At 47.1% G+C, this 20,711-nt stretch carries 15 protein-coding genes; 11 read left to right on the plus strand and 4 right to left on the minus strand.

The annotated features are described in order from the left end of the window. Positions 1–632: 632 nt before the first annotated feature. The gene (locus QUB39_RS17110) at positions 633–3,461 is read right to left on the minus strand and encodes a PAS domain S-box protein (protein WP_333207647.1); all 2,829 of its coding nucleotides are present in this window, start codon (positions 3,459–3,461) and stop codon (positions 633–635) included. Positions 3,462–5,007: 1,546 nt separating this feature from the next. On the opposite strand from QUB39_RS17110, the gene QUB39_RS17115 reads away from it, so the two are divergent. The 6 genes from QUB39_RS17115 (at position 5,008) to argH (ending at position 12,511) form a co-directional block, all read left to right on the plus strand. After that, positions 5,008–5,733: a DUF502 domain-containing protein gene (locus QUB39_RS17115; RefSeq protein WP_333058302.1), complete on the plus strand. Its 726-nt coding sequence runs from the start codon at positions 5,008–5,010 to the stop codon at positions 5,731–5,733. Positions 5,734–6,133: 400 nt separating this feature from the next. Then, positions 6,134–6,766 carry a transcription antitermination factor NusB gene (nusB, locus tag QUB39_RS17120; protein ID WP_333058376.1) on the plus strand — a complete coding sequence of 211 codons (633 nt, stop codon included), beginning with the start codon at positions 6,134–6,136 and terminating at the stop codon, positions 6,764–6,766. Between the two features lie 248 nt (positions 6,767–7,014). Then, positions 7,015–8,772, plus strand: a complete 1,758-nt coding sequence (gene ftsY / locus QUB39_RS17125; RefSeq protein WP_333207646.1) for a signal recognition particle-docking protein FtsY — start codon at positions 7,015–7,017, stop codon at positions 8,770–8,772. A gap of 345 nt (positions 8,773–9,117) precedes the next feature. Beyond that, a complete protein-coding gene (locus QUB39_RS17130; RefSeq protein ID WP_333058372.1) occupies positions 9,118–10,605 on the plus strand; it encodes a PP2C family protein-serine/threonine phosphatase in 1,488 nt (495 codons plus the stop codon). Then, positions 10,595–10,834 (plus strand): hypothetical protein, encoded by a 240-nt coding sequence (locus QUB39_RS17135; protein ID WP_333058370.1) that lies wholly within the window; start codon positions 10,595–10,597, stop codon positions 10,832–10,834. Before QUB39_RS17130 ends, QUB39_RS17135 begins: the two co-directional genes overlap by 11 nt. 291 nt (positions 10,835–11,125) lie before the next feature. Beyond that, complete coding sequence (gene argH / locus QUB39_RS17140; protein ID WP_333207645.1) at positions 11,126–12,511, plus strand: argininosuccinate lyase; 1,386 nt, start codon at positions 11,126–11,128, stop codon at positions 12,509–12,511. A 112-nt stretch (positions 12,512–12,623) separates the two neighbouring features. On the opposite strand, the gene QUB39_RS17145 is transcribed toward argH, so the two are convergent. Continuing rightward, a complete protein-coding gene (locus QUB39_RS17145; protein ID WP_190738786.1) occupies positions 12,624–12,815 on the minus strand; it encodes a hypothetical protein in 192 nt (63 codons plus the stop codon). A 760-nt stretch (positions 12,816–13,575) separates the two neighbouring features. On the opposite strand from QUB39_RS17145, the gene bcp reads away from it, so the two are divergent. The 3 genes from bcp (at position 13,576) to QUB39_RS17160 (ending at position 15,547) form a co-directional block, all read left to right on the plus strand. Beyond that, positions 13,576–14,049: a thioredoxin-dependent thiol peroxidase gene (gene bcp, locus QUB39_RS17150; RefSeq protein ID WP_333058366.1), complete on the plus strand. Its 474-nt coding sequence runs from the start codon at positions 13,576–13,578 to the stop codon at positions 14,047–14,049. A 77-nt stretch (positions 14,050–14,126) separates the two neighbouring features. Next, positions 14,127–14,582, plus strand: a complete 456-nt coding sequence (locus tag QUB39_RS17155) for an NUDIX hydrolase (RefSeq protein ID WP_333058363.1) — start codon at positions 14,127–14,129, stop codon at positions 14,580–14,582. Between the two features lie 158 nt (positions 14,583–14,740). Continuing rightward, complete coding sequence (locus QUB39_RS17160; RefSeq protein ID WP_333207644.1) at positions 14,741–15,547, plus strand: alpha/beta hydrolase; 807 nt, start codon at positions 14,741–14,743, stop codon at positions 15,545–15,547. 68 nt (positions 15,548–15,615) lie between these two features. Here the strand turns inward: QUB39_RS17160 and QUB39_RS17165 are convergent, their stop codons facing one another. Next, the gene (locus tag QUB39_RS17165; RefSeq protein WP_333058359.1) at positions 15,616–16,527 is read right to left on the minus strand and encodes a pantothenate kinase; all 912 of its coding nucleotides are present in this window, start codon (positions 16,525–16,527) and stop codon (positions 15,616–15,618) included. A 51-nt stretch (positions 16,528–16,578) separates the two neighbouring features. Next, positions 16,579–16,722, minus strand: a complete 144-nt coding sequence (locus QUB39_RS17170) for a hypothetical protein (RefSeq protein WP_333207643.1) — start codon at positions 16,720–16,722, stop codon at positions 16,579–16,581. A gap of 120 nt (positions 16,723–16,842) precedes the next feature. Here QUB39_RS17170 and QUB39_RS17175 point away from each other — a divergent pair, with 120 nt between their 5' ends. Both QUB39_RS17175 and QUB39_RS17180 read left to right on the plus strand, forming a co-directional pair. After that, a complete protein-coding gene (locus QUB39_RS17175) occupies positions 16,843–18,948 on the plus strand; it encodes a GAF domain-containing protein (protein ID WP_333207642.1) in 2,106 nt (701 codons plus the stop codon). An 888-nt stretch (positions 18,949–19,836) separates the two neighbouring features. Continuing rightward, positions 19,837–20,711, plus strand: an 875-nt coding sequence (locus tag QUB39_RS17180; protein WP_445299470.1) for a hypothetical protein, incomplete at its 3' end; no start/stop codon positions are given.

A 20,711-nucleotide genomic window follows, 5' to 3' on the forward strand; every position in this document is an offset into this window, starting at 1 on the left:
TTTTTCTCATGAAGCATCTGGTTGCTGAACTTGATATTTGAGGAGATAGTGTGATGGGCGATCGTCCCTGCACCTCTGATCAAAAGCTAAAAACTTTGACTTAAATTAAATTTATAACTTTTGGGGTATGACAAATTAGGTTAAGTGTAACTTAGGATCGCGAATTTAATAACTTACAATTTTAATTGTTATTGTGGGATGGGCGTCCCGCCCGTCCCACAATCTTGTGGAAGTTATTTAATTCTCATTCCTTAGAATCTATCGATTTGAGATTTGAGATTTGAGATTTGAGATTTGAGAAGTCCGACTACTGATGATTATCAGGGTTTGAAACTTGTCTACAGTTGCATTCCTTTGAGAAACTGCTATCAGTATCAAAAACTACACACTGTGACCTAAATTAAATTCATAACTTTCGGGACTTGACAAATTAGCTCTAAGTCTAACTAATACTAAAAAAAGTTTTTCGGCAGGATTAGGACAACCGGGCAAGTCTCGCAAATAAAGCTTAAATTTTAAGTATCTAGTGCCAGTTAGCCTTAGTCCTAGGAATTATCCGATCGCTCGAATGCAAGAAAATTGGTTTGTAGTTACGACATCCGTCATCGCCGAGTCAATCTAAAATCTAAAATCTAAAATCTAAAATCCTTCCGGCGTCCCGCCAAACTTGCCACCACCGCCACCAACTCAGCAGGCTCGATCGGCTTGGGTACATAAATTTGAAAACCTTCCTGCAGTGCCCGTACCCGTTCCTCTACCCTACCAACCGCCGTGAAGGCCAACGCCGGAATTTCCCTGTCCACCATCCGCGATCGCACTTGTTGCAGCAAAGCCTCTCCATCAAGGGCCTGCATCCCGATATCGATCGCCAACACATTCGGATTCAGCCTTTCAATCGCCTCCAGAGCATCCTTTCCAGAGCTAGCAGTCTCCACCTGGGCCCCGCAATCTTCGAGCACTGTACAGGCAAAATCCAGGGAATCCGCGTCGATATCGACCACCAATACCCGCAGTCCAGAAAGATTGCTGCTGACAAAAGACTCCTTTACAGGGGCTCGCGCCTTGCTTTGAGGAATCGCCCACTCCCCGAGTCCAGCAACAGACAATCCGCCGTCGCAATGAAGCTGTTGAATTGGCAATTTCACTAAAAACCTCGATCCTTTTCCCTTCCCGGCAGATTCGGCTTGCACCGTCCCCCCGTGCATTTCCACAAAATGTCGCACTAGAGCCAAGCCCAAACCCAATCCGTTGTACGATCGTCTTATAGAGCTGTCAGCTTGGCTGAACCGCTCGAAAACGTGCGGCAAAAACTCTTCTGAAATCCCTTGTCCCGTGTCGCTGACCTCAATTTCGACACTAGCGGGCGACAAATTTTTGCAGCAAGCGGATTCCTCAGAGTCCAAAGTCCTCTCCATCTTTCGCACCCCCACCCTCACCTGTCCGCCATCGGGAGTAAACTTAATCGCATTCGACAGCAAATTCCAGGCTACCTGTTGCAAGCGGCCCGAATCGGCAAAAATCCGCCCGGTAGTTGGGTCGAAATCCGTCACAATTTCAATATTTTTGGCAGCAATCGCGGGCGCGAGAGTATCTATCGCACCCTCAACACTCGAAATCACATCCACCCACCGCAAATTCAGCGACAGTTTCCCGGTAATAATCTGCGACACGTCCAGCAAATCGTCGATCAGAGTTGCCAGCGATCGTGTATTGCGGTCGATCGTTTCCAGAGCCCGAACAGTCGTTTTTTCGTCAAACTTGCGGTTTCGCAGCAGTTGCGCCCATCCCAGCATCGCATTCAGCGGCGTTCGCAATTCGTGGGACAAAGTTCCGAGAAACTCGTCTTTAATCCGGTTCGCCCGCGCCAATTCCTGGGCTCGATCGTGCAGTTCTCTTTCCAACTGCTTGCCAACCGTCAAATCGAGAATAAAAGCCACAGATTCTTGCCGCTTTTGGGCCAGCAAAACATATCCGATCAACACCGGAATCCGGCTGCCGTCTCTCCTCCAGAATTCCTTTTCGTAGGGAGTGCAAGCCCCCGTTGCTTGTGCCTCTGCCATCCCCTTCTTATCGAGAGACTGGTACTCCGGCGGCGTGATATCAATCGAGTTTAATTCACCGCCCTGCAACTGTTCCCGCGTGTAACCAACTATCCGCAAAAATTCATCGTTTGCCTCAATGATACCGCCGTTAACATCCCCGAAGATAATTCCTATCAAGTTAGCTTCGGCTAACATTCTCAGCTTTTCTTCGCTAGCTTGAAGTGCAGATTCTGTGTGCTTGCGATCGCTAACGTCTTGGATGTAAGCCGACAAACCAGAATCGGAAGGATAAAAACGCACCTTCAACCACTTATTCCATAGCGGCACGAATTCTTCATACTCGATCGTTACCTTTTCTGCTAGTGCTTTGGTCGCCATTTTGTAAAACTGTAAATCGACAGCCCAGGGAAATATATCCCAAACTTTTTTACCAATCAGTTCTGCTTTTGGTCTGCCTAACAGCTCAATAGCTTGGTGGTTGACATAGGTATAGTTCCAATTTAAATCAACAGCGATAAAAGCATCGGTAATGCTTTCGAGAATGTTAGTAATTTGATCGTTTGCCGATTGCAGCGCTTTAGCAGTTTCTTCTGCTTGCAACCTCGCTGCTTGTTCGCGGGACAAAGCGGCAGCGCGTTCTTGTTCTGCCAGTTTTCGATCGCTAATATCGATGTAAGAACCGATGTAACCTGCAAAAGTGCGATCGGGCCTGTACCGGGGTACGCCCGTACCCAAAACCCAGCGGTATTCCCCGTCATAGCGTCTCAGGCGGCATTCGAGCCGGTACTCGCTGCCAGTGTCGAAGGCTTTTTGGTAAATATCCAGACATTCTGGCAAGTCATCTGGGTGCAAGCTTTCCATCCAACCCGTGCCCATTTCTTGCGCCAAAGTTCTACCGGTAAACTCCAGCCAAACTTTGTTAAAGTAATCGCCAAGTTGGTCAGTGTCCGACATCCAAATCATTACCGGCGCGGTATCCGCCATAATCCGAAATCGAGCTTCGCTCTCCTGCTGCTGTGCTTCCGCTTGCTTGCGCTCGTTCCGTTCTTGAACTTCGCGCAGCGCCCGCTGAATCGACGGCACCAGGCGTATCAAACGGCGTTTGAGAACATAATCAGTAGCCCCGCTTTTCAAAGTTTCGATCGCCACTTCCTCGCCCAAAGTAGCCGAAACAAAAATAAAAGGCACTCCCGGACAAGTAGTGTGGGCGATTTCCAGTGCCGCTATCCCGTTAAAACAAGGCAGCATATAATCTGCCAAAATAATGTCAAAACTTTGTTTTTCCAGCGCCGTGGCAAAGTCTTCTCGATTTTCCACACACACCAGAGAAAATTGGAGCCCGCCATCCATTAGATATGCCTCAATCAGTTCGGCATCTAGGGGACTGTCTTCTACTAAGAGGATACTGAGCGTTTTCACAAAAATTCCTTTTACTTAAATATTAATTAGCGGATACAAAATTTTATCGGGCTGCGGCTTTAAGTGAAGCCAAAAAAAGTCTTGGGTTGTGAATGGCATAAAAAAATGTAAAAACCAATTGGTTTCATCAGTTGAGCATTCATATCTCAATTCTAAATTCTCATCAAGTCTATTGCTTCTTGCTGAGGGGTGAATCCCCGCTCTGACTTGATTGGCTAGTACGGTTGTTTTTCCTTAACTTTCGTCGGTTTCCAAGGAATCGGCACCGCTGGAGTCTTGCTTGTATGCAGCAGTTTAGCTATACCCTGTTGAACAAATAGTTTCGCGCTTCTGGCTAGAAACAACTAGCTATGTAGTAATTTATCTCGCTTGCTCCTAACTACTGCTACCTCGTTTGGCAGATTATTTTTTTGTAGTGATGCCCCTGTTAATTCTATATTGCTTTGTCGCTCGTCTCAAGCTGGAATTCGCTGGAATCCTGCCCTTATTTCCTGAATATCGATTAATCCTGTCAAAAAAAGTCAAAGTTGCTGGTATGTCTGCTTTACTTTTTGCCGGATTTGCCTACCATCCAAGCGTTGCATGGTAGGCAACGCTTGGATGGTCGAGCGCAGTCGCCCTCAAAAATTACCGCTAATTTAGTTGCCACCGGTTACACTGCATCTATCCACAGATATATTTTTGCAGGCACACAGCACTCAACCTACATATATTCCCCTGAATTCGGTTACATCTGACATCTTGCAGCAATATCAATAAGAGGATTTTTCGTGGGGTCGGGCGGGTTTATAGAACCTATTTGCAAGCTTTAAGGCTGTTGGCGAACCCGCCCCTAGGGCTAATTGAGAATGGTGCAAGATATCAGGTAAAACTCATAGGTTGCACCATTTTCAAGAACAGGCTTTCCGGCCTGTTCTGTCAAAGAGTGAATTTGATTGTGGGATGGGCAGGAGAGCCCGTCCCTAAAAAGCTTATGGAAAAGGGTGCAAGATATAAGTAAAACGAAGTGCCGCCCCGCCGAAAATCTGAGAAAGCTCGATCGACCAATTAATTTCCGATACAAATCACAGAAAATTTTATTTGGACTCGCTACACTTCGACTCCCAGGCCGTCTCTGACCACGAATTTCTTCATGTGGTACTCGCCACGTGATTTATCCGTGGAATCAATCCCAAATCGAAAATCCTCAAGAAAGAGCATTTATCTCGCGCAAGTCAATTCTAAAATCTAAAATCTAAAATCTAAAATCTAAAATCGATTGACCGATCGGCTTATTGATTGAACCGACCCAAAATGTCTTAAAATATACAATACGGTGAGCTGCTGCACAGCCCGCATATATTAAAATCAAGCGCCAACTTGCAATAATTCTTTAAAATAAAGGTACAGCACCGGCGATCCCTAACTCTTCCCCCTCAGAAAGGGTAGGGTTTAGCAGAATTGAAGACGATCGTCTATGGTGACATCCAGTAAAGCCCGTGCAGTTGCTTTAGTCTCAGCTTTATTCAGGTTATTGGGAACCAGTTACGAGGAGATTTGACCCGCCGTGCTCCAACGCATCAAACAAGACTTAAAAAACGACCTGATCGCAGGACTATTGGTAGTGATACCCTTAGCTACCACCATCTGGCTGACAATTACCGTCGCCAGTTGGGTGATCAATTTTCTCACCAAAATTCCCAAGCAGATCAACCCTTTTGACGGACTCCACCCGATTTTGGTGAATCTGCTCAATCTTTTAGTAGGGCTGGCTGTACCCCTGCTGAGCATCTTAGTCATCGGCTTAATGGCCCGCAACATTTTCGGTAAGTGGCTGCTAGACTTTGGCGAACGGGTGTTGCAGGCAATTCCCCTAGCCGGTTCGGTTTACAAAACCCTCAAACAACTGCTGGGAACCCTCCTCAAATCAAACGACAAATTTCGCCGCGTGGTGTTAGTGGAATATCCGCGGCGGGGAATCTGGACTTTAGCATTTGTGACCGGTACGATCGAGAGTAACGACATCCCACCTCACCTTTCCGGTGAAACCCCGATCGGCATTTTCATCCCCACCACTCCCAACCCCACTACCGGATGGTACGCTATAGTGCCGGAGGCAGATTTAGTCAACTTGTCAATGTCGATCGAAGATGCCTTTAAAGTCATCATCTCCGGCGGCATCGTCAACCCCAACAACTCAATTGCAGTAACCCCCGAAAACATCAAGGGCAAAACACTCGAACCCTTTGTATCCGAATCAAGATACCAGCCTGTCCCAGTCGAAGAAGATTGAACCAAGACATCTTTAGGATCGCGAATTAAATAACTTACAATTTTAATTGTTATTGTGGGATGGGCGTCCCGCCCGTCCACTCATGACGGGCGGGACGCCCATCCCACTTTCAAGAGTGGAAGTTATTTAATTCTCATTCCTTAGTCGCCCGTAAGGCAGTGTAAACTTTCCCCATAGCAGATAATATTTCGACAAAACCAGCCCAAACCGAGAAAGCCTAAACTCAGAAACCCGGTTTCAAGGATAAATCTTGGGTTTGACAGCGAAGTATCTGTAAACTACCCGCCGCTGGCGAGTCAGACTGTCGGTCTGGTAGAGCTTTTAGTCGAGTTTTCTGCTAAAGTTCAAGTCCGCGCGCGATCGAAAAACTTCCTAAATTCTCAATTCCTATCTAAAAATTATGAAAAAAGCCCGCGAAACAGCACGCGAACTCGCACTCCTCGGCATCAGCCAACTGCCGACGAATCCAGAACTCTTAGAAGCCAAGAAACTGCAAGATGTTCTCCTCGCCGCCATCCGCACCCTGACAACAGAAGTTCAAGAATCCTTAGAAGCAGCAGCATCCGAAGTGCAGCGGAGTAGCGACAAACTGCTTGCCAGCGAAATCCGCGCCGCCGATATACAAAGTGCTAGAGCAATGGTGCGGGAAGCAGTCGAACTCACCCAAACCGCAATCAACCGTCTCGGTTCAGCAATGGAGTTTCCAGAACTGATCCAGCTAGCCAACCAGCAAGATGTCCGCACCTACGCTTTGCAAATCCTGACGAAAGTCAGCGCCAACCGTGTTCAAATTGATGAATTGCTCTCGGAAGCGCTAGTAGACTGGCAAATAGAACGGTTGGCCCGGATCGATCGAGATATCATGAGAATCGCCATCGCCGAAATGCTATATCTCGGCTTACCCGAACAAGTCAGCGTCAACGAAGCAGTCCAACTGGCAAAACGCTACAGCGGTGACGATGGACATCGCTTCATCAACGGAGTCCTCCGCCGAGTAGTCGATAAAATCAATGCAGAAGTTGTTAGTCAGTAGTCGATAGTCAGCAGTCATTAGTCATCAGTCATTGGTCAATAGCGATCGGCAATCTGCGATCGGCAATCCGCTCTACACTAAGAACTGATGACTAATGACTATAGTCCTGGACGCACGGGTAGTCAGAAACCGGGTTTTTTACGAAAATCCTTCGTTATAGTCCACAGTAAGATAAAAAACCCGGTTTCTCTGGCCTTAAGGCGTCCAGGACTGGACTAATAACTCTTCTCTATTCCCCATTTACTTTTATGGTTTTTAATTGGTTTCGTCGCCAGTACAGCGAAAATAAATCTTCTGAAACAGAAGCAACCCCCGAACAGCCGCAAGATGAGTCGGCAAAATCCGCACCGGTTGAGCCTCAAACAGATGCAACGGAGCAAGGCTCTCCTGCTGTAGCCGAAGATTATCTCAATTGGGCGAAAGCTGCTTACAAAAATATTCAAAAACAGCAAAAACCCGAAACAGAAGTTTCCGAGACAGCAGCGGCTGAAGTTCCAGCAGCCGAAGCAGAAATCGCGACAGTGGCAGAAGTTGCAGAACCCGCGACTATTGAAGCAACGGAGCCGATCGAACTTGAACCAGCACCCACAGCACCAACTGTTGCAGAAGTTCCAGAAGTTGCAGCACCAGCAACAGTTGAAGCAACCGAGGCGATAGAAATCGATGCAACAGAACCCGCAGAAATTCCAGAAACTCTGCAACCAACAGCCGGGGCGATCGACATTGCACCTATAGCTCAACAATTAGAAGTTACAGCAGAAAATATAGAAATTGCCGAACCTGCAACTGAGGTTGTAGAAACCGAATCACTCGCATCCGACGGCGAAGTAGCGGAAGCCCTGCCGTTTTGGGCCAGAGCTCAGGCCGATCGCATGGAGCGCATCGAACGCCTCAAAGAAACCGCCCTTGAAGAACCAGAGGTAATTGCAGCCGCCGCCGAGAGAGCGGCAATTATCGAAGAAATTCCCGGTTTCGCCTTTGACGAAGGCTTCCTGTGGTCTTCAGAAATCTTAGCCAGTCAAGGCCGCCGCCCAGACCAAGTATCCGTTGAAGAAATCACTTGGCTGCAAAAACTGCGGAAAGGCTTAGAAAGAACTCGTCGCAGCTTAATTAATCGACTCAAGGCGATCGTCGGTCAAGGCCCGCTCAATCAAGACGCAGTAGCCGAAATTGAGACTTTGCTGCTACAAGCCGATGTCGGAGTCGCAGCCACCGACATCATTATCAGTCGCCTCCAAGAAAGACTCAAACAAGAAGTGCTGCCGCCTGAACAGGCTCTAGCCTACCTGAAAACCATCCTGCGCGACATTCTGGACGCTCCCTGTGCCGAAACCGCCGCCGGTAATCCCGCCTACAGCCTGACATTTGCCCCGGAAAAAGAGACTTTTAACATCTGGTTAATCGTAGGAGTCAACGGTGCGGGCAAAACTACGACTATCGGCAAACTTGCCCACATTGCCCAAAAATCCGGCTACAAAACCCTAATTGCCGCCGCCGACACTTTCCGGGCCGCCGCCGTCGAACAGGTGAAAGTTTGGGGTTCCCGCAGCGGCGTCGAAATTATTGCCAACCCAGGGAAAAATACCGATCCGGCTGCTGTCGTGTTTGATGCGATCGCCGCCGCCACCGCCCGCGGCACAGAACTGCTGATCGTAGACACCGCAGGCCGCCTGCAAAACAAAAAAAATCTGATGGACGAATTAAGTAAAATCCGTCGCATTGTAGATAAGAAAGCCCCCGGCGCTACCGTAGAATCTCTACTGGTCTTGGATGCCACACTGGGTCAAAATGGTTTGCGACAGGCAGAAGTGTTCGCAGAATCGGCCAAATTAAGTGGAGTAGTATTGACAAAACTCGACGGTTCTGCTAAAGGTGGTGTTGCCCTAGCAGTAGTGCAGCAGCTTGGTCTGCCCATCCGCTTTATTGGAGTTGGGGAAAGCATCGAAGACTTGCGCCCGTTTTCTAGTTACGAATTTGTGGAAGCCCTACTCGATTTTAGATTTTAGATTTTAGATTTTAGATGGATGAAGTATCTCTATCCGCCTCCAAAAATCGGGACGGGTAGAGAGCTTCAAAATCTCCAATCCTTAACCTCAAACTAGCATCGCACTCCTCTACTAAACAGAAAAAAAACCGGGTTTGGGTTCACTGGCGTGTAACTCCTCAATCAAATATCCTCTTTCTAAGATCGAAAATCACAAATCTAAAATGACCTGTGAATTTCTTCATGTGGTACCCGCCACGTGATTTATCCGTCGAATCAATCCAAAATCTAAAATCTAAAATCCTTGCGTCCCCCGAATTTATCCGTCGAATCAATCCAAAATCTAAAATCTAAAATCTAAAATCGAATGACTGCTGTGCCTTTGCCTCGCCCCTCACCTCAACCTGCTGACCGCCCTTCGGGTCGCAATTCCACCGACGCGACGCCAGTATTTGCCCTCAAAGAACTGGTGGCGCGTTTGCACCGATATCAGCACAACGTTCAAGATATGTTGGGTTCGCTGGGATTTGCCCTGCGAAGTTTTAACAATCTCAACCAATTTTTGGAGTTGGTTCCTTTGGTGGCGACTCGCGTTACGGACGCGGACGGGGGAGCTTTAGTGCTGTTCAAACCCAACGGTCAAGTCAGGTTCCAGCAGTTGCATTGTCAGGAAGGACGGCAGTGCCAAGATATGCGAAAAGCGCTGGAAATAGCCACCAGGCAAGCTACAGCAGGTGCGGGCGCTACTGCTGGAACGTTTTCGGAAACCTCTGGGCAAACTTCTAGTCTCGACCTGCAAGTTGGTCGTTATTTGGGCCCGGATGTTCATTTGTTTGGGGCGCCAATTTTGGTCAACAATTTGGAACGCGGGCGGCTTTATGTTTTTAGCAGTGATCCGCAATATATCTGGACTCCCAGCAGACAGAAATTAGTTCGGTTGGTGGCGGATCAAACTGCTGTGGCTATTTGCAAAGACGAACTTACTGTTAAGTTGGCGGAAAAAGACCGCTTAGACAGAGAGTTAGAAATCGGGGCGGAAATTCAATTGCGACTGCAACCCCGCAGTTGTCCGAAAATTCCCGGCCTTGACGTGGCCGCCCGCTGCCAAACTGCTAGCAGAGTCGGCGGAGATTATTATGATTTTATTCCGGCTGACTATGACCCGATCGGCAAGGAGAATGAGGGAGAACACCCCCCATCCCTAATTAAAAATCTCAAGTCCAAAATCGACAAGGGCCGCTGGAGCATTGTGATCGGCGACGTGATGGGCAAAGGAGTACCGGCTGGCCTGTTGATGACGATGACACGGGGTATGCTCCGGGCGGAGGTTTTGAACCGCCACTCGCCGTCGAGAATTTTGCAACATTTAAACCGGGTTATGCACGCGGATTTGGAAAATTCCCACCGTTTTGTGACTCTGTTTTATTCGGAGTATGACCCGAAAACTCGCGTTTTGTCTTACAGCAATGCTGCTCACCACCCGCCTTTGCTGTGGCAAGCTGCAACTAATTCGATTCTTCAGCTTGATACTTTGGAGGGGATGTTAATTGGGCTGGATGCTGATTCGCATTACCAAGAAGCAAGCGTGCAATTGCAGCCCGGAGATACTATTATTTATTACACAGACGGATTTACTGATGCTTCTAATCAAAGGGGCGATCGCTTTGATGAGGATAACTTGACCTCGGCTTTTCAGTGGGCCTGTCAAAATTACCAGCAGTCTGAAGAAATTTTGGATTATTTGTTCGATCGCGTTCACCAGTTTATCGGCATCGGCAATCGTAACGAAGATGACATGACACTGGTTGTTCTGAGGGTAACACCTTTAGCAGGAGAAAATCACCATGATAGTTAATTTAATCCCGGAAATTACTGCTGGATTAACCAGTTCGATTACTTGGAACGATGTCGCTCACGTGGTAGTTTTGAAATCTCATTTGAGTTCGACGGTGTTTTTGGGTCAAAGTTACGAAATTTTTACGAATTTCCAGAAAGCTTGGAACAATTTTGTTTCGACTGGTCAAATAGGAGCTTTTTTTATAGGTATTTTTGTTGGCTGGTTCTTGAAAGGGATTTTTCGTTAGAGTTATTGTCCAAGAAGTTATCTGGAACGGATTTAAAATGTTTTTAGCCAACAAAACTTCACTTCTTTCTGATGCAGCAAAACTTTCACAATTTTGTAGTCCAGACTTCAGTTTTTTCGGGTCAAAAGATGTATAAAAAGTGGGTAGTCAGGAGTTAAGTTTTTTATTGCCGAGTTGGGAATGGAGGACTAAAGTCCTGACTACAAACCGCAGGAAGGACTTTAGTCTTTGCTAAAAATCGGTTTTTATAGACTTCTGCAACAGAGATATAATCTAGTTTTAGCTTCAGCAATGACAACACAACAAAAAACTTGGAGTCAAAGATTTGAATCGGCGCTGCACCCGGCGATCGCCCGATTCAATGCTAGTATTGGCTTCGATATTGAATTGATTGAGTATGACTTGACTGGTTCTGTCGCTCACGCTAAAATGCTGGCAAAAACGGGGATTATTTCCGCAGCAGAAGGCGAACAGTTAGTCAATGGTTTGGAACAGATCCGCCGCGAATACCGCCAAGGACTTTTTGTTCCGGGAGTTGATGCAGAAGACGTTCACTTCGCTGTAGAGAAGCGGCTGACGGAGATTGTGGGGGATGCTGGGAAAAAGTTGCACACAGCCCGATCGCGCAACGATCAAGCAGGTACTGATACTCGGTTGTATTTGCGCGATCGCATCGCCGAAATTCGAGATCAATTGCGGGAATTTCAAGGGGTTTTGCTCGATCTTGCCGATCGTAACGTGGAAACTTTAATTCCCGGTTACACTCATTTGCAGCGCGCTCAGCCGATCAGTCTGGCTCATTACCTGTTAGCTTATTTTGAAATGACCGATCGCGATTGGGAACGCCTCGGCGATATCTCCAAGCGGGTGAATGTTTCGCCTTTGGGTTGTGGTGCGCTGGCGGGGACGACTTTCCCGATCGACCGACATTATACGGCAGAAATATTGCAATTTGACAAGGTTTATGCTAATAGCTTAGATGGAGTGAGCGATCGAGATTTTGCGATCGAATTTCTCGCTGCAGCCAGCTTGATTCTGGTACACCTGAGCCGCTTGTCAGAAGAAATGATTTTGTGGTCTTCTCACGAATTTGGATTTATTACGCTCAAAGATAGCTGCGCTACGGGTTCTAGCATCATGCCCCAGAAAAAAAATCCCGACGTGCCGGAGTTGGTGCGGGGCAAAGCGGGGCGGGTGTTCGGTAACTTGCAAGCCTTGTTGGTAGTAGTGAAGGGACTTCCTTTGGCCTACAACAAAGATTTACAAGAAGATAAAGAGGCTTTGTTTGATACCGTAAGAACGGTACAGGGTTGCTTGGAAGCAATGACCATTTTGTTGCGGGAAGGCATCGAGTTTAATGGCGATCGCCTCGCTGCTGCTGTTACGGAAGACTTTTCTAATGCTACAGACGTAGCAGACTACTTGGCCGCCAAAGGCGTTCCCTTCCGGGAAGCTTACAACCTTGTCGGCAAAGTCGTCAAAACTTGCCTTTCGGGGGGCAAACTCCTCAAAGATTTGACACTTGAGGAGTGGAAAGACTTGCACCCAGCCTTTGAGACAGACATTTACAGCGCGATCGCGCCTCAGCAAGTGGTGGCGGCTCGCAATAGTTACGGGGGTACCGGGTTTGAACAAGTGAGAAAATCACTTATCGCTGCGCGCGATCGACTCGCCTAAACATCTGGCCTAAACATCGTTGAATTATTGGACAAATTCCGGCTGGCTATCTCTCCTTAGAACTATCGTGTTTTCCACTCTGGTTCTAAGTTCGGCAGATAGCCTGAATCAATTAATCTTCAGCAGCAGCCATGTCTTTGTCTCTGCCGCCACCGCTCATGGCGCCCATGCCACCGCCGTTACCGCCGTCAAATCGCCTTCTCTTGTTGGAGAACATATCTTGATTTCTCCGCTTGCGAAACTTGCGAGCGTATGCTTGATTTCGTTGTGCCTTCTCTTTCTTGAGATTGCGGCGCTTAGCCATTCTGACCTCACTAATAAACATTGACAGTCCCCGGGCTTTCACGCACGGGGATTCTTAAGTTTGACACTCTGTGCACTCTTGGTGACTGAGATTCTTGGTTCAGCGAATTCACTTGCTTGTGACAGGATTTCTCCAGCCAAAATATAGGTGTCTTCTCCCCAAGCGTAAATTCCGGTATGTCCTACCGTACTCGATCGGTTCTCTTTCTGTAGCTAGGTTTTCTTCAAATTTAGCTTTCGTGACGCTGCCACAACAATCGCAAGCGATATGGTTTAGGCTTCTGAGTCCTGTTAAGGAGATCGAGAACTTCCTTCAAGGTACTCCCATCGTTTCCCTCTACGGCGTTTTAAAGTGAGGAACACGTCCAGCCCCACTGATATTATAAAAAGGAATTGGTTCGTCTCGTTGTCCACCTCTCCACGGCTCAAAGCTATGCTTTTGAGATTATGAACGGGTGGAATCAGGAGTTTGACGCGCCTTTTATCCCACACTAACCTTTGATCGGTATAGTGTGGGGATTCCTGTCTGCCTAGCTAAACCGCAACACCGTTAGGTGAGACTACGCACTCAACTAATGCAGTTAAGTTTTTACGTTGGCTAGTTATACTCAATTTTAGACCGATGACGATCATAGCACACCCGGTACAAGACCCAGAAAAAAGAACACGGGGATTCAAGTCGCTGGGAATCTGGGTTTGATCGGGACGCAATGTTGTCAATCTTGCAGAAGATTTCTATAAACTCTTGACAAATACGACCAATGACTATAAATCCCGGTGACGTAGCTCCTGTCTTCAGCCTGCCCGACGCGCAAGGCAATATCGTCAGCCTTGCAGATTTTCGAGGGCGGCGAGTTGTACTGTATTTTTACCCTAGGGACAATACCCCTGGCTGTACCAAAGAAGCTTGCGGCTTTCGCGACATTTACTTAGACTACCAGTCGCGCAATATAGCAGTTCTCGGCGTCAGTACAGACGGGGCCGGGGCCCACGCCAAGTTTGCAGCTAAATATCAACTACCTTTTCCCTTGCTGTGCGACTTAAACGCTGAAGTTGCTACCGCCTACGGCTGTTACGGACTCAAAAAGTTTATGGGAAAAGAATTTATGGGAATTACTCGATCGACCTTCGCGATCGACCGTGATGGTAGGATTGAAAAGGTTTACCGCAAAGTCAAACCAGAATCTCACGCAGCGGAGATATTAGCAGATTTGCCAGACCTCTGGCCTGAATGAAAAATTAAAAATTAAGACTCCGGAGCTGCGAGCTAGGAGCCCTGAAATTACTATCTCCTAAACAAGCTTTTGAGTTTATGCGTCGATTGTGGCAAATTGTACAAACTGTGCTGGGACTGATTTTTCGACATCCCGTCACTGGTACTGCGGTGATTCCTGTATTGCCTGACGGGCGAATTGTGTTAATTCGCCGCCGCGACAACGGTCGCTGGGGACTGCCGGGAGGTATGGTGGATTGGGGAGAGGATATTCCCACAACTGTGCGCCGGGAATTAGCGGAGGAAACAGGACTCGAGTTAGTCAAAATCCATCGCTTGGTGGGCGTTTATTCGGCTGCCGATAGAGACCCTCGCCTGCACTCGATTTGTATCGTGGTGGCGGCAGAGGTGCAGGGCAAGATGCAAGTTCAGGATACGCTTGAAGTCAGCGAGGTTGAGGCTTTTTTACCCGCATCGCTGCCGGAGGGCCAGCTCAGCCACGATAACGACCAACACTTACAGGACTATTTTCAAGGCCGAACAACTTTGGCGTAAATCGGCAGGGCATCCAAATTTGAGAAAAGTCGGAAATTACCTCGCGGTCAAAAATTGTCTGTTATGAATGTGGAATTAATTTTCACTGTTTTCCTACTTTTATTCACAATCTCTGAACATTAAATTAATCATCTTTTTATTACTAAATATTTAACCGGATGTACTCACCGCTACGCAATTCTAGGGTAAAACTCTCTGTAGGGCAAATCTTTTGGCACGAAGTCGGTCAAGGCCCGAATTTAGTATTTTTGCACGGTTCTTGGCACGACAGCAGTCAGTGGCTGAGGACGATCGAACATTTGAGCCCCTACTACCACTGCTTCGCACCGGATTTGCTGGGGTTTGGCGACTCGGAACGCCCGAATCTTCATTATTCGATCGACTTGGAAGTAGAGTGTCTCGCCCAATACCTCGATACTTTGAAGCTGCGAGAGGTTTATTTAATCGCTCACTCTCTGGGTGGCTGGGTGGCCACCAGCTACGCTATCAAATATCCCGATCGAGTTCAGGGTTTGGTGTTGTTGGCCCCAGAAGGCGTCAAGGTTGGCAACCGGCGGGGGCGGTGGCAGACAGCTAGCTGGCTGATCGGTCAACCACCGCTGGCTTTGTGGTGGCTGCGATCGATCTATCCAATTGCTAAGTTGCTGGGTAGCCAAAAAAAGATTGACGGATTGCTCAACTTCAGACAGCAGTTGATGGAGTCCCCTGTTGCTGTGCAGTTGCTGTTCGGGCGGCGGCGGGCTGAAATTACAGCGGAATTAGTTGATGAGAATTTGCCTTTGCTGAAAGCGCCTGTTTTGCTGTTGCACGGTTCTGAAGAGACTCCCGCAGCTTCTTCTCTGTGTCAATCCTATGCTGCTCTGGCTCCTAATGCCGAACTACAATTAGTCAGTCCGGGGGAAAGCAATTTGCCCCAGGAAGTCCCGGATGTTGTTGCTAACTATATTCGCGAGTTTGCTAGGTGAATTGGTCATTGGTCATTGGTCATTGGTCATTGGTCATTGATAAAATGACAACAGTCAACAGTCAACAGTCAACAGTCAACATTTAACAGGCTAATTCCCCAAAAAATAGCCTCTGGTGCGTCAATTAAGCCGGAGGCTGTATCAGGAAAGGCTGCGGTGAGGTATTTTAAAAGCATAGTGCGATCGCCCCCCGTGACCGCAATTTTGCTATCAGGAAACCAACCCCGCCAATCTTCAATAAAATCCCTAACTCCTGCCACCGTCGCATACACAACTCCGCTTTGAATTGCCCCAGCAGTGTCTGTCGCCCAGCGGTATGGCAAATTTTGTGGTAAAGTGATTAAAGGTAATCCAGCAGTTTTTTTACCTAACGACGATAACTGCAAACCCAAACCTGGTAAGATTGCGCCCCCAACTAAATACCTATTGACATCAGCCCCAGTAAATGTTAAAGCTGTACCAGCATCTATAAGTAAAATTGGCCAACCCAATTGGTTGCCAGCGCCCACTACAGCCAAAGCTCTGTCAATTCCCAGGGTAGGATAGAGTCCCCCGATCGGCAACTGGTCTAAAGTAATAATTCGGACATCTGGATAACTCTGCCAAATTGCTGTTTGCTGGGGAACTACTGAAGCCAAAATTAGAGGCAGTGGCACGAAAGAAAGTGTGTGAGGATTAGAAAAAGCGGGAGTAGCAGGAAGACAAAGGAGATTTTGAGCAGATATTTCCTCGATCGACCTCATTACTGTTTGCACCAAATATTCTGCCTTTTCCTGCTCCGAGAGCGAGGAAACAGTATCAGCATTGAGATGCTCTGTATCCCATGTTTTCTTCAGAGTTTTGCCCGCAAATAATCCCCAGTGCAGTCGGGAGTTGCCGATCGCCAAAGCTATTTTAATCTGGGCTTTACCTGTCAATCCAGAAGTAATGTTGTCGGTGCTTGCTGGCGAACGAAAATTGTCGGGAATTGAGTTTTCCATGTTGAGCTAGCCGGCGCAAACATTGAACTAAAGATAGAGTTTAGATTAATTTTATTCGCTTAAGCGGGCGGTTAACTCTATTTGACATCTGACCAACTTCCATGCCATGCGCCAAATAGTATTGTCGGCGGCAGAGGGCAGAGTTGCTAAATATAAATATTTGTAAAGCAAATAATTGCTTTGCTCAGGCGGCATCCTTTATAATGTCTTAAGATATTCCAAAAGTCCTGGTAGCTGCGATGGGGCTGTTGGCGGGGTAAGCACAGGTTTATAAAACCAGACTCAATCAAAATACTGTACAACTGCTGAGTAAATATGTCTTTACAAATACAAGAACACGAAAACCCCTGGCACAGAGTAACTTCGCGGTTGCCTGAATCTGAAAACTGGATGCAGCAAGAAAGTCTTTCGCTGCCGGAAGTAGACCAACAAAAAGCCATAATTGTACAGATGCAGCAGCAAGTTCAGTTATCAAACTTGCTGAACCAAATTAATAACGAAATTCGCAGTACACTTGACATAGAAGAAATTTTGACATCAGCCTGCAGATTGCTGGGACAAGCGCTACAGGCAAGTCGCGTGAGCATTTTGGTCAAAGAATCAAATACAGAAAAAACTTTAGTCACGCGCGGAGAGTACAACGCGGGGGACTATCCGATTCAACTGGGAATGAAAGTACCGATGAGTGACAACCCGCATTTGGCTGCCGTCGTGTCTCAGCAAGAGTCCCTAGCACTGACGAACTTTCTCGATTTTCCGGGATTGAACCCACAAACCCGAAAAATTGTCGAAGCTTTGGAGATTAAGTCAATGCTGGCAGTAGCTACTCGCTATCAAGGTGAAGTGAATGGCATAATTGGCTTGCATCAGTGCGATCGCGAACGGGAATGGACTGATTGGGAAAGGCAGCTTTTAGAAGGGGTAGGATCGCAATTGGCGATCGCGATTAATCAAGCCAAACTATATAGCAAAACCAGGCGTCAAGCCGAACGAGAATCGCTGCTACGGCTGATCGGCAATCAAATTCGCAGTACCCTGGATCTGGGAACTATCCTGGAAACAGCGGTGAGGGAAGTCCGCCAAATGTTGCAGTGCGATCGAGTAATTATCTATCAGTTTCAAGACAACTGGCAAGGAAAAGTTGTTGTTGAAAATATGACAGTTCCTTGGCCTTCAATTTTAGGAGATATGGGGGCTGATAAGTGTTTCCGGGGAGATTACGCCGATCTTTACCAGCAAGGGCGAGTCAAAGCAATTAATGATATTTTTAATGCTGGTTTAGAGCCTTGTCATGTAGATTTCTTAGATAGTTTGCAGGTAAAAGCTAATCTGATAGTGCCAATTGTTACAGCAAGAACTGAAGAAAATACCTCCGACACAGCCGGAAACTATAATCCTAAATTTCCCGGTAGGCTGTGGGGTTTGCTGATTGCTCACGAGTGCCGAGATACCCGCAATTGGCAGTGGCAAGAAATGGAGTTGCTCTCTCAGATAGCCAACCAAATGGCGATCGCCATTCAGCAAGCAGAACTTTACAGCCAAGTCCAAGATGCTGCGGTAAAATCTCAAGCTCAAACCCAGCAGTTGCAAGCTGCGTTAGAAGAATTGCGATCGGCACAGCAGCAATTGATTCAAAGCGAAAAAATGTCAGGTTTGGGGCAAATGGTAGCGGGAATTGCTCATGAAATTAACAACGCCAACAATTTCATCCACGCTAACTTGTTTCACGCTCAAGAATATTTTAAAGCCTTGAACGAAGCTCTAGAACAGGTCAGAAATGCCTACCCGGAAGCGACAGAGGCAATTGTCAGAATCAATGAAGAACTAGAACTCGATTACATTCGAGAAGACTTTGGTAAACTGCTCAATTCAATGCGAGAAGGCAGCGGGAGGATTCGCTCGATCGTGATGACGCTGCGAAATTTTTCTCGTTTAGACCACGCTGAATTAAAACCAGTAGATTTGAATGAAGGTTTAGAAAGCAGTTTCTTAATGCTGCAAAATAAGCGAAAAACTCATATCAAAATAGACAAGCAATACGGCAGCTTGCCCCCCGTCCAATGTCATGCGAGTCAAATTAACCAAGTATTTTATAATTTGATTGACAATGCCTTAGACGCGCTTCAGTCAACGAGCAAACCGGGGGAATTAACTATCCGCAGTTGGCAAAGCGAGCCGGACTGGGTAACAATCTCTGTCCGCGACACGGGAAGTGGAATTCCTGCAGAAATTCAAGACAAGATTTTTGACCCATTTTTTACTACTAAACCTGTGGGTAAAGGCACTGGTTTGGGACTTTCCGTGTGCTATCAGGTAATTGTCCAAGCTCACGGTGGCAAGATCCGTTGCGTCAGTCAGGTTGGCGAAGGAACTGAGTTTATTGTAGAGTTGCCGCTGAAAAATCAGAGGGTAAGTGCATAATTCGTGCTTTAGTCAGATTAACTCTGTTTTGTCACTCTGACAGTAGTATAGAACTCATTTGACATCTTGATGGCGATCGTCAGTCACATGACGGAGCACCAATAAACTTGGTTTTTTAGCGATGCCTGCGGCCAGCTTCGCTAACGCATTTTTAATAAAATCAGATTTAATATCACTTCGGGTTAAACCGTCCGTGACAGTTGACAGTTGACTGTAGAAGGAAGGCTCGAAAAGCTCAATAGTTGAGTGTTAACTGTTGACTCGATTTTATGATTCCCATGCAACTGGGAACGATTTAACTTACGCCCGAACCCTAATTTTCAGAAAGTCCCAACAGGGTTATGCGTATACATATAAAATTTTGAGTATTTTTACTCATCAAAGTCTCTCTTGATTAACTTTTGCTCGCTGAAGCAGTGAAAGCTGGTGCTTGGGGGAAGGGAATCTGGGATTTAAGCTCTCCTCTACAGATGTGGAAAACCCGCTTTTTATAGGGCTGAAACAAAGATCGCAATTTTTCCGGATAAAACTTATTGATGATGAAAGTTAAGTATCTCTATCTAAATAGGTGTAAGTATTTACACTCAACATTCTATCGGGTGCAATCATACCTTCAGATGCTTATTGGGCAAGCATTTTTACTTGATTTACCTGCACGTATGAGGAAAGTTTTCTTGTAGATATCATGTGCGATCGATTAACCATAATATCTCGGTCGGGGCGGGTTTTTGAGATTGTCAGTTGTTGGCAGGTATTGTTGGCGAACCCTCCCCTACAAAAATCGCGGTCGATCGACCGGACATGATATGACAAATCGCTACAAGAAAGCCCAACCTCTGGTTTTCAGTCAATTCTAATCCTTCATTACTCATCATCAAAGGAGAAGCTATGGCCACTTCATTCAATGGTTCTTTGGGTACAACCACTAATTACAGCAGCATCAGTGACCTAATTACACAATGGCCTACTGCCGCCCAGAATCAAGGCATCCAACTGTCTGGGATAGCTTTTGATGGCGTGGAAACGAACTACACTACCCCTGAATCCATCGCCAACCTCACCTTAGCAACGAACGAAAACCCTAAAAGCTGGTTGAGTTACGGCGCTGTGGCTGGTGTTGGTGTCCCATCCTCTTATGATGGTTGGTTCACGGATGTCAATAAAGTGCGGGCGGAAATCAACTATGACCCCAACACCAATAAATCTCAGGTGCTGAAGGTGAAATGGGCAGATAACAAAGACATTACTAGCGCCACGATCGGTCTGAGTGGATTACTTCCCAAATCAAGTTCTACTACAGTGAACGATCAAGGCGATGAAGTTGGTTTGCTGCAACTGTTTAAGGATGGGACGCCGGTATCGGCAAGCAATTTTACGATTACTCGCCTCAGTGCTCCAGTCCCTCCAAAACCCATCACTGCGGGTTCAGATGGAGTGACTTTCACTGGCGATCGTACCGATGGCAACTTCACATTCCAGATAGTAGGAGACTCTCTCACCGGCGTTACTTTTGACGAACTGCGGTTCTCCGCCAAAGCCTACACGAACCCCACCGCTGCCTACGCCGCTAGCTCCTTCAAAAGCGATAGTTCCGACTACCTAGTGCGGAGTATTCAATATCAAGGCATTGATGTGACGCCAACGCCAACGCCGACGCCGACCCCAACGCCGACGCCCACTCCGACCCCAACTCCGACATCTCCAAGTATCTTCCAGTTCACCCAACCAAATTACACGGTGGCTGAAGGCGGCGTGGTTACGAT

The organism is Microcoleus sp. AT8-B5, from assembly GCF_036705565.1.
GTDB lineage: Bacteria > Cyanobacteriota > Cyanobacteriia > Cyanobacteriales > Microcoleaceae > Microcoleus.